At 45.2% G+C, this 10,763-nt stretch carries 12 protein-coding genes; 2 read left to right on the forward strand and 10 right to left on the reverse strand.

All coding sequences use genetic code 11. The features are described from left to right. Window positions 1–151: 151 nt before the first annotated feature. The 8 genes from fabF to yceD form a co-directional block, all read right to left on the reverse strand. Entirely contained in the window at window positions 152–1,390 is a 1,239-nt protein-coding gene (gene fabF, locus V5298_RS10615; RefSeq protein ID WP_332931440.1) for a beta-ketoacyl-ACP synthase II, read from the reverse strand. Between the two features lie 84 nt (window positions 1,391–1,474). Beyond that, window positions 1,475–1,714 (reverse strand): acyl carrier protein, encoded by a 240-nt coding sequence (acpP, locus tag V5298_RS10620; protein WP_013784457.1) that lies wholly within the window; start codon window positions 1,712–1,714, stop codon window positions 1,475–1,477. 195 nt (window positions 1,715–1,909) lie between these two features. Continuing rightward, complete coding sequence (gene fabG, locus V5298_RS10625) at window positions 1,910–2,650, reverse strand: 3-oxoacyl-ACP reductase FabG (protein WP_332931441.1); 741 nt, start codon at window positions 2,648–2,650, stop codon at window positions 1,910–1,912. Window positions 2,651–2,662: 12 nt separating this feature from the next. Next, window positions 2,663–3,595 (reverse strand): ACP S-malonyltransferase, encoded by a 933-nt coding sequence (fabD, locus tag V5298_RS10630; RefSeq protein ID WP_332931442.1) that lies wholly within the window; start codon window positions 3,593–3,595, stop codon window positions 2,663–2,665. Between the two features lie 47 nt (window positions 3,596–3,642). Further along, window positions 3,643–4,608 (reverse strand): beta-ketoacyl-ACP synthase III, encoded by a 966-nt coding sequence (locus tag V5298_RS10635; RefSeq protein ID WP_332931443.1) that lies wholly within the window; start codon window positions 4,606–4,608, stop codon window positions 3,643–3,645. Then, complete coding sequence (plsX, locus tag V5298_RS10640) at window positions 4,605–5,630, reverse strand: phosphate acyltransferase PlsX (protein WP_332931444.1); 1,026 nt, start codon at window positions 5,628–5,630, stop codon at window positions 4,605–4,607. Before plsX ends, V5298_RS10635 begins: the two co-directional genes overlap by 4 nt. Window positions 5,631–5,647: 17 nt before the next feature. Then, window positions 5,648–5,818, reverse strand: coding sequence for a 50S ribosomal protein L32 (gene rpmF, locus V5298_RS10645; RefSeq protein WP_216027707.1), 171 nt, complete (start codon window positions 5,816–5,818; stop codon window positions 5,648–5,650). 3 nt (window positions 5,819–5,821) lie between these two features. Continuing rightward, window positions 5,822–6,352 carry a 23S rRNA accumulation protein YceD gene (yceD, locus tag V5298_RS10650; protein ID WP_332931445.1) on the reverse strand — a complete coding sequence of 177 codons (531 nt, stop codon included), beginning with the start codon at window positions 6,350–6,352 and terminating at the stop codon, window positions 5,822–5,824. Window positions 6,353–6,516: 164 nt separating this feature from the next. Between yceD and V5298_RS10655 the strand changes: the two genes are divergently transcribed. Continuing rightward, window positions 6,517–7,140, forward strand: coding sequence for a Maf family protein (locus tag V5298_RS10655; protein ID WP_332931446.1), 624 nt, complete (start codon window positions 6,517–6,519; stop codon window positions 7,138–7,140). On the opposite strand, the gene V5298_RS10660 is transcribed toward V5298_RS10655, so the two are convergent. Together V5298_RS10660 and rluC are read right to left on the reverse strand one after the other, a co-directional pair. Continuing rightward, the gene (locus tag V5298_RS10660; RefSeq protein WP_332931447.1) at window positions 7,087–7,779 is read right to left on the reverse strand and encodes an HAD-IA family hydrolase; all 693 of its coding nucleotides are present in this window, start codon (window positions 7,777–7,779) and stop codon (window positions 7,087–7,089) included. The genes V5298_RS10655 and V5298_RS10660 overlap by 54 nt on opposite strands. Then, window positions 7,766–8,719: a 23S rRNA pseudouridine(955/2504/2580) synthase RluC gene (gene rluC / locus V5298_RS10665; RefSeq protein WP_332931448.1), complete on the reverse strand. Its 954-nt coding sequence runs from the start codon at window positions 8,717–8,719 to the stop codon at window positions 7,766–7,768. Before rluC ends, V5298_RS10660 begins: the two co-directional genes overlap by 14 nt. A 615-nt stretch (window positions 8,720–9,334) precedes the next feature. Between rluC and rne the strand changes: the two genes are divergently transcribed. Continuing rightward, on the forward strand, window positions 9,335–10,763 hold a 1,429-nt coding region (gene rne, locus V5298_RS10670), incomplete at its 3' end, for a ribonuclease E (protein WP_332931449.1).

The raw sequence follows: 10,763 nt of genomic DNA on the forward strand, positions 1-10,763 counted from the left end.
TTCCTTAATGGAGTGGGAGTATACCAGTCTCCTTTCTTAAATTCATGTGGGCAGCGTTAAGGAAAACAGGTCTTTTTAATAACACACTTCCCCTTTTCCCTGACAATAAAAAAGGCAGCCTAAGGCTGCCTTCTAATAATAATGCCAACGACTAAACACGCTTGAAGACTAGGGAGCCGTTTGTACCACCAAAGCCAAATGAATTACATAAGGCGTAATCCGCTTCAAAAGGCTTCGCGGTATGGGCCACAAAATCAAGATCACACCCTTCACCCGGATTATCAAGATTAATCGTGGGAGGTGCCATTTTGTCGCGTAATGCCAGCACAGTAAAGATAGCTTCAACCGAGCCTGCAGCCCCCAACAAATGTCCAGTCATGGATTTCGTTGAACTGACGAGCACCTTATACGCGTGCTCTTTAAACACTCGCTTAACCGCAGCCACTTCAGCAACATCACCTGCCGGTGTTGAAGTACCATGGGCATTGACGTAACCAATTTGGTTGCCATCAATATTACTATCCGCCAGTGCATTGACCATTGAACGGGCTGCACCTTCGCCATCAGCAGGCGGCGATGTCATGTGATAGGCATCACCACTCATACCAAAGCCAGTAAGCTCCGCATAAATGGTTGCACCACGCGCAACCGCTGACTCATAAGACTCAAGCATCATTACCCCCGCGCCTTCACCCATGACAAATCCATCTCTGTCTTTGTCCCAGGGACGACTCGCGGCCTGCGGCGCATCGTTATTTGACGACAATGCACGGGCAGCAGCGAAACCGGCAACACCCAGTGGCGTAATAGACGCTTCTGCGCCCCCCGCCAACATGGCATCGGCATCGCCATAAGCAATGGTTCGGGCAGCAACACCAATGTTATGCACACCAGTGGTACAAGCCGTTACAATATTAAGGTTAGGACCTTTAAGTCCTTCCATAATGGAAAGAAAGCCTGAAATCATATTGGTTATGGTCGATGGCACGAAAAACGGAGATACCCGCTTAGGACCACTTTTCATCAACTTAATATGATTTTGTTCAATCTGTTCAAGACCACCAATGCCGGATCCAATAGCCACACCTACACGGTGCGCATTGTCATCAGTAATGGCTAACCCAGAATCAGCTAAGGCCTGTTTACCCGCGGCAATACCGAGCTGGATAAACCGGTCCATTTTTTTAGCTTCTTTCTTTTCTATATAATCTTGCGGGTCAAATTCGTCAACCTGACCGGCAAAACGAGTGGAATAGTTACTGCAGTCAAACAAGGTGATGTCACCGATACCACTTTCGCCATTCATCAAGCGACGCCAAGACTCATCAACCGATGAGGCAAGTGGAGAAAGCATACCCAGACCAGTAACCACTACGCGACGTTTTGTCACAAAAAGCCCTCGTATTGGAACTATTATTATTAGAAACGAAAACGGCTCTTCACAGAGCCGTTTTCGCAAAAAGTCAATGCGCGGTTAAGCGTCTTTGTTTGCGTTGATGTAATCAATAGCAGACTGAACTGTTGTGATTTTTTCAGCTTCTTCGTCTGGAATCTCAGTATCAAACTCTTCTTCCAACGCCATTACCAGCTCGACAGTGTCAAGTGAATCTGCGCCCAAATCATCTACGAAGGAAGCTTCAGCTTTTACTTCTTCTTCTTTAACGCCCAGCTGTTCTATGATGATCTTTTTTACGCGCTCTTCAATGTTACTCATAATTCTAGGTTTCCCTTAAACGTCACTAGATAAAAAGTGTCGCTAGTTTATTTTGCAAGTCTCTGCCTTGCAAGTACCAGTTTATGTAAATTTTCTGGTCGAACCAGCAACTAACCAATTAATTCTACAAATTTTTAACACCAACGCTTAAACAACACAAGGTTTAAGCGCAAAATCACTGTAATTAATACAGTGTTAACTCATATACATCCCACCATTTACATGGATCGTCTCGCCTGTAATGTAAGCAGCTCCATCACTTACCAGAAAAGAAACTGTCGCAGCAATCTCTTTAGGATCGCCCAGTCTGTTTGCTGGAATATCCTTAAAGATCGCCTCTCGTTGCTCATCTGTCAATGCTTTCGTCATATCCGTATCAATAAAACCCGGTGCAACAACGTTAATTGTAATACCCCGAGACGCCACTTCTCTGGCCATCGACTTTGTAAAACCGATAACGCCCGCTTTTGCTGCTGCATAATTAGCTTGACCGGCATTACCTGCACTTCCAACTACCGATCCCACGTTAACGATGCGACCACAACGTTTTTTCATCATCCCCCGAAGCACAGCTTTGGATAATGTGAAAATAGACGTCAGATTAGTATCGATTATATCCTGCCATTCGTCTTCTTTCATACGCATCAGCAGATTATCACGAGTAATCCCTGCATTATTGATAAGAATATCAATTGCACCAAACTCTTCGGTAATGGATTTTATCACACTTTCCACCGATGCTTTATCTGTTACGTTAAGCACCAGGCCTTTACCGCCTCGATCTGCAAGATAAACAGAGATAGCGCCAGCCCCTTTTTCACTTGTGGCTGTGCCAATGACTGTTGCACCTTGTTCGGCCAGCGTTTCAGCAATCGCTTTTCCGATGCCGCGACTAGCGCCACTGACCAATGCAATTTTTCCAGTTAACTGAGTCATGGTATTCCTAATTCACGCTTGAAAAATGTTAGTGACAGAATCGGGGGTATTTACCGCCACGCTGACTAACGATTTGTCTATTCGTTTTGTCAGGCCGCTCAGTACTTTACCTGGCCCAACTTCAATAATTTTGTCTACCCCTTGTGCGGCCAAAAACTCTACGGTTTTCGTCCACTGTACCGGGCAATAAAGCTGCCTTACCAACGCATCTTTGATGGCAGCAGGCTCACTTTCAATTTTCACATCCACGTTATTAACCACATCGAAATTTGGTGTAGCAAGGTTAATACTCGCTAATACGTCATCTAGTTGGTCAGCAGCGGGACGCATAAGTTCACAATGAGAAGGCACACTCACTGAAAGGGGTAATGCGCGCTTGGCCCCAGCTTCCTTACATGCGGCAGCCGCTTGCTCTGTTGCCTGTTTTTCACCGGCAATCACCACCTGGCCTGGCGAATTGTAATTCACCGGCGAAACCACGTCTCCGGTGGCAATGGCCGTTTGTTCGCAACATTCAGCGATGGTTTTATCATCCAAACCAATTATGGCATACATGGCCCCAGCACCGGCTGGTACCGCTAGCTGCATAAATTGACCACGTGCTTCGACTAATTTAACCGCATCTGAAAACGCCAATACGCCTGCACAAACCAACGCCGTATACTCACCTAGGCTATGACCAGCCAGGTAATCAACCTTGAGGCCTTTGGCTTGTAAAATACGCCACACAGCCACACTGGCCGTTAACAATGCCGGTTGGGTAATGTGAGTTTCGTTTAATTTACCTTCTTCGTCTTGCTGAACCAAAGCCCATAAATCGTAACCTAAAACCCGAGAAGCCTCGGCAAAAGTCTCTGCGACTTCGTTATATGATTCGGCCAGTTCTTTCAACATACCGACAGATTGCGATCCCTGTCCGGGAAATACACAGGCTGTTCGACTCATATTGTTTCCTTATTATTATCATACAGGCGTCTAAAGACGACCCAGACTTAATATCTTACCAACGCTGAAGCCCAGGCGAATCCGCCTCCAAAAGCTTCAAGCAAGAGGTTCTGACCTCGTTTAATACGGCCATCTCTAACAGCGGCATCCAACGCGGTGGGAACAGTGGCGGCAGAGGTATTGCCATATTTTTCTAAGGTCATAACCACCTGATCCAGCGACATATCCAATTTTTTGGCCGTGGCTTTTATAATACGAAAGTTAGCCTGATGAGGAACTAGCCAGTCTAAATCAGATTTAGCCATATTATTGGCTTCCAGTGTTTTAACTACAGTCTCAGAAAGCTTAGTGACCGCAACTTTAAACACCTCATTGCCCTTCATCGCACCCCAGTTTTCATGCACAGAAGCTTCATCACCGCGAGTGGGGTTACCCACATACAATAAATCGCCGTATGAACCCGCAGCATGGATATGAGTCGATAAAATGCCAGGCTCTTCACTGGCTTCAATAATGGTAGCGCCGGCAGCATCACCAAATAAAATCACCATAGAGCGATCTTTCGGATCAATTAAACGGCTAAGACAATCAGTGCCAATGACCAATACACGTTTAACCATACCAGTTTTAATATATTGATCGGCGACACTTAGCGCATAGCAATAGCCAGCACAGGCGGCGGCCACATCAAATGCGGGAATGCCGTCCAAACCAAGCATGGCTTGTATTTCGCAAGCGGTACTGGGAAGTGAATGTCGTCCACTGGTGGTGGCACACACAATCATATCTATGGATTTCGGGTCAATGTCAGCAGCCTCAATAGCGTGACGACTTGCTTCTGCGCCCATGGTTGCTGCCGTTTCATCTTTACCGATGATACGACGTTCTTTAATACCGGTACGATCCGTGATCCATTCATCACTGGTATCGACCATAAGTTCGAGATCGGCGTTGCTACGCACCTCACTTGGATAATAGCTACCTGTCCCGATAATTCGTGAATAATTGCTCAAAGCTGCTCCAACAAAACCGTTTCTATTTTGCTTTTTATTTTTTCCGGAATACCCATCTTTGCTTCTAGCATCGCCTGTTGAATTGCATAATAAAATGCATCGGCGGAGGCGTTTCCGTGACTCTTGATTACAATGCCGCGCAATCCTAACAGACTCGCCCCATTATACTGGTCGGGGTTCACTCTGTTGTAAATGCTTTTTAGAAGCGGCAACGCTATTCTGGCCATTATACGGGTTAAAAGGTTTACTTGAGATTGACGTTTAACTTCGAAAATAACAAGTTTGGCTAAACCTTCGGTGGATTTTAAGGCAACATTACCCGTAAAACCATCTGTTACCACCACATCGGCACAATCTGTGAAGATATCATCGCCTTCTACATAGCCGATGTAATTTATCGCTTCGGCCTTGCGAAATAATTGATCCGCCAGTTTTACCTGTGCATTACCTTTAATATCTTCTTCACCCACATTCAGTAATGCGACTCTGGGCTGTTCGATACCTGATACCTGAGCGGCCAAAACACTCCCCATCACCCCATATTGAAATAAGGTTTCTGAGGTACAATTGACATTGGCCCCTAAATCCAGCAAAAACACTTTGTGCTGGCTAGCAGTGGGCATAGCCGATACCAATGCGGGTCTATCCACACCAGGTAAGGTTTTTAACAGGTAATAGGCCATGGCCAACAGTGCACCGGTATTTCCCGCGCTAACACAAGCATCGGCTTCGTTTGAGGCAACAAGCTCGATAATGCGGCGCATGGATGAATGCTTTTTATTGCGAAGTGCAAAAGCCGGTGCTTCTCCCATATCCACCACTTCCTCGCAATGAGACACACTAACACGTGCGCGTTGCTCGGGCAGTAAATCCTCTAATGCGGTATTGATAATCTCGCTATCACCACACAAGATAAATTTGAAATCGGGATGTTGCCGAATGGCTTTTAAAGTAGCGGAAAGGATAACAGGGGGACCATGATCGCCCCCCATGATATCTAACGCAATGGTTAGTTTAGACAAAGTATTGTCACCTACAATTAGCGGGCGATAACTTTTTTGCCTTTATAATAACCATCTGCGGTTACGTGATGACGACGGTGTGATTCACCTGACGTTGAATCGACAGACAAAGTCGCGCCTGTCAATGCATCGTGTGAACGACGCATACCACGCTTAGAGCGCGTTTTACGATTTTGTTGTACTGCCATAACTTACTCCTGGTCTCGCTTAAGTTCTTTCAAAACCGCGAAAGGGTTTGGTCGCTCATTCTCCGGGTCAATTTTTCCAAATGTCATATCGTCTTTACTCACATTACAATCCTCCTCTGCATGAAGGGCTACAATGGGTAGCGAGATAATCAATTCGTCTTCAAAAATCTGAAGTAAATTAACTTCTCCATGGTCGTTGACCTCAACCGGTTCATAAGCTTCGGGTAGCGCTTCGTCATTCTCTTGTTGTCCCTGCACTGGACTAAAAAAGAAATCACTATGAAGCGGGCGAGTAAACTCACCATTACACCGTTGACAGATAAGTGTTACCTGTGTGTCAAGATGACCGTGAAAAACAGTAAGACCCTGCGCGTCTTTTTCGAACTGTACTTCTACGTTCACCCATTCATCACAACTGACTACAGCTTCATTCAGCCTATCCAAATCCTTACTGCTAATCACTCCCCGATATTCGGAGCGTTTCATCGCACTTTTGGCCGGATCGACGGTCTGAGGTATTTTCACTTTCTGCATAGGGCGCGCATGATATAGATTTGCTTACTAGCTGTCAAAGTAATAATTGCAATTGCATACCTTTTCGTCACTAAAGCGTACACTTTAAGTAGATAAAAGCTTGTACCCTAAGCGCGACAACGTACAATTGCCCTTTTACGACCATTTCAATTTAAGAAAGTTCTATGCAAAACTTACCCTTTATTCTTGCCAGTTCTTCGACTTACAGACAAAAACAATTAATGTCGTTAGGTATTCAGGCAGAAGCCATTGCCCCTTATATAAACGAATCCCCGCTAACCGGAGAATCGCCACAACATCTCGCTGAAAGGCTGGCACAGGAAAAGGCCGATAAGATTGCCGGTCAGTACCCCAATCATATTGTGATTGCCGGCGACCAAGTAGCTTCAGTAGAAGATCCTGCCGGTAAGCAGGTCGTTCTCGGTAAACCTCATACCTTCGATGCTGCGGTAGCCCAATTATCTATGTGCAGTGGTAAAAAAGTGACCTTTTATTCTGCTTTAAGCGTGATGTGTAATGCAAAAGGCAAACAGCTCACTGGGTGTGACACCACCGATGTCTGGTTTAATTTGTTGTCTCAAGAACAAATCGTCGCATACTTAAAATGCGAACAACCTTATGATTGTGCAGGCAGCTTTAAATCTGAAGGCAAAGGAATACTGCTTTTCCAACGTATTACGTCTCGCGATCCCAATGCCTTAATCGGCTTACCCTGTATGTTATTGCGTGACATGCTAGAAGCGTTCGGTATCGACCTGCTCCTTTTGTCCACGCAAACTGCCGAGTAAATAGCGCTCCAGTTCATAAACACTATGTACCAGGGCCACGGGAGAAAAACGTTCTAAATGCGCCTGTCCATGAACTCCGTAGGAAACACCAATACGGTCGATGCCTGCGTCATGGGCCATTTGCATATCGAAAGTGGTGTCTCCTATCATCACCGCTTCATCAGCTGATACCTTCGCTTCATTCAATAATTGTATAATCATATCCGGCGAGGGTTTTGATGCGGCATCATCAGCCGTCCTAGAATAGGTAAAATATGCACGGGTTTGGGTGTTATCCCATGCCCGTTCTAATCCTCTGCGCGCTTTTCCTGTTGCTACGGCAAGAATGCGCTTGTCTTCTTTTAATGCAGTAAGTAGATCGTGGACGCCTGGAAACAATGGGCTTGGGGTTTGATCTTGCTGTAAAAAGACGGTTTTGTAGGTAGCGACCATTTTGTCTGTTAGCGCATCGTCGGTGATCGCAAACAGAGTTTGAATTGCCTGACGTAAGCTAATACCAATAATTTGGCCTACCTGTTCATAGGTAGGCACAGGAAGATCACACTCTTTTGCGGCCAATTGCATACACTTGACAATTTTGGCAGCCGAATCCATCAAGGTGCCATCCCAATCGAAAATAACAAACTTATATACTTTCATTTAACTGCTTTAATGTTTGAGTAAGTTGGGTATCCAGTGGCGCTTGAAAACGCACCTGCTCTTCTGTACCAGGATGAATAAATTGAATACTCGCTGCGTGTAAGAATAAACGTCGTAAACCGTAGTTTTTCATCTGTTCATCAAACGCCGTATCGCCGTACTTGTTGTCACAAGCAATAGGATGCCCGGCATGCAAGCAATGCACGCGGATTTGATGGGTTCGGCCAGTAATAGGCGAAGCTTCTACCAAAGTAGCCCCGTTAAATTGCTGTAAAATACGGTATCGTGTTTCAGAAGGCTTGCCACTTTCACTCACGCTAACAAGACGCTCTCCCGATTGCAGCACGTTTTTTTGCAAGGGCGCTTTTACCTTAAAACGGTTTGTGGGCCACTGCCCTGCCACCAAAGCGTGATAACGCTTGTCCATTTGACCGGTGCGAAGCTGAGCATGCAGGTGACGTAAAGCAGAACGTTTCTTGGCAATTAAAATACAGCCAGAGGTATCTCTGTCCAGCCGATGTACCAGTTCCATAAAGTGAGCATCGGGACGCAAGGCACGTAACCCTTCGATTAACCCAAAACTTAAACCACTGCCGCCATGTACTGCCGTACCCGATGGTTTATTGATGACCAGTAATCGTTCATCTTCAAATAAAATACAATTTTCTAACTCCGCCACCTTATCGAGTTTTGGATTAGGCGTGTCTTTTTGTTCAGACACTCTCACAGGCGGAATACGCACCATGTCTTCAGGTTGCAGTTTATAATCCGGCTTTACTCTTCCTTTATTCACCCGAACCTCGCCTTTTCGCAAAATACGGTAGATCATACTTTTTGGCACACCTTTTAATTGGGTACGCAAAAAATTATCAATACGCTGTCCAGCAAGATCGGCATCAACGGTGAGAAAACGGACTTTATGTTGGATATCATTTTTCATGGCCGGCAGTATACCTGAACTCTTTTTTATTCGGTAAAGCAAATTACTAAATTCTTAAGGCAATTGGCTCGAGCAATAAGAGAATTTCCATTCTTACCGACTTATTGGCATTTTTATTAGATTATTATCATAAAAAAGGGCTTTTAATAAGAATCGGCTATATCTTTGCTTGCCTTGGTTCAACGAAAGGTGAGATAATGAATACTGATTTTGCCGCCAAACATTGCAGCAAAATCCGGTTCGAACTTAAAATCAAGAGCCATCAATGTTGTGTGGAAGCATGCTATTTCATGTTTTTCCGTTTATATCGGCAGCACAAAAGCCTTTAAAACGAAGCACAGAATTTACTGAAAAAATAAAGTTCGCCGTTTAGCAAAACAGAATTAAATTGACCTTCATCCTCCGAACGCATTGAGGGTGAACAGAAGAGATAGATTAAGGGCCTGTCGTTCCCGACACCCATAAAGTATCACGCCGGCAATAATAGAAATCTGGCACTGGGTAATACGACTGTACAACAAATCCCGCACACAGCCGTGAGGCTGGGTGACGAGTGTTTGCACGCGTCATTTTGATTTTGTGTCTAAGCGGCTGTATTAAACAGAGTTAGATACAATGAAAAGAATGTTAATAAACGCAACTCAACAAGAAGAGTTGCGCGTCGCCCTAGTTGATGGGCAACGTTTATATGATCTTGATATAGAAAGTCCTGGACACGAACAGAAAAAGGCAAATATCTACAAAGGTAAAATCACCCGCGTTGAACCAAGTCTTGAAGCTGCTTTTGTGGATTACGGCGCTGACCGTCATGGATTCCTCCCTCTAAAAGAAATTGCACGCACTTATTTCCCTAAAGGCTATAAATTTGAAGGCCGTCCAAATATCAAGGATGTCATCAAAGAAGGTCAGGAAGTTATTGTTCAAATTGATAAAGAAGAACGGGGCCAAAAAGGCGCTGCACTCACAACCTTCTTATCTTTGGCCGGTAGTTATCTTGTCCTAATGCCAAATAATCCCCGGGCCGGCGGTATTTCCCGTCGTATCGAGGGCGATGAAAGAAACGACTTAAAAGAGGCGTTATCCCGTCTTACCCTGCCAGACGGCATGGGGTTAATTGTCCGCACCGCCGGTGTGGGTAAATCCTTTGAAGAACTCGAGTGGGATCTTAAAGTGCTATTAAAGCACTGGGAAGCCATTTCCGATGTGGCCGAAAAACGCCCTGCACCGTTTCTTATCCATCAGGAAAGTAACGTTATTGTACGTGCCATACGGGATTACCTGCGTAGAGATATTGGTGAAATCCTTATCGATAAAACCAGTATTTACGAAGAAGCACTGCAACATATTGAACTGGTTCGCCCAGACTTTGCCAGCCGGGTAAAACTGTATAAAGGTGATGTTCCCTTATTCAGTCATTATCAAATTGAAAGCCAAATCGAGTCGGCTTTCCAGCGGGAAGTGCGCCTGCCATCAGGTGGCTCTATTGTTATCGATCCTACTGAAGCCTTAACGTCCATAGATATTAACTCTGCGCGGGCGACCAAAGGCAGCGATATTGAAGAAACGGCTTTCAACACAAATCTTGAAGCGGCCGATGAAATTGCCCGTCAATTACGTTTACGGGATCTCGGTGGTCTAGTTGTTATCGATTTTATTGATATGACACCGGTACGCCATCAACGTGAAGTTGAAAACCGGATGAAAGAAGCCGTTCGTTCTGACCGTGCCCGAGTTCAATTAGGTCGAATTTCCCGCTTCGGGTTACTGGAAATGTCGCGACAGCGTCTACGCCCGTCATTAGGCGAATCGGCACATCATGTTTGTCCGCGTTGTTCCGGTCACGGCACCATTCGTGGTACCGAGTCTCTTGCGTTATCGATTTTACGGATTATTGAAGAAGAAAGTATCAAGGATAATACCGGCCAAATTGAAGCCCAATTGCCCGTTCCCGTGGCAACTTATCTGTTGAATGAAAAACGCAAATCCATTGCTGTTATTGAAAAAAGACACAATGTATCGCTGTTACTGATCCCTAACCCACACC

Origin of the sequence: Alteromonas sp. 14N.309.X.WAT.G.H12 (assembly GCF_036697315.1) — a bacterium.
Taxonomy (GTDB): Bacteria; Pseudomonadota; Gammaproteobacteria; order Enterobacterales; family Alteromonadaceae; genus Alteromonas.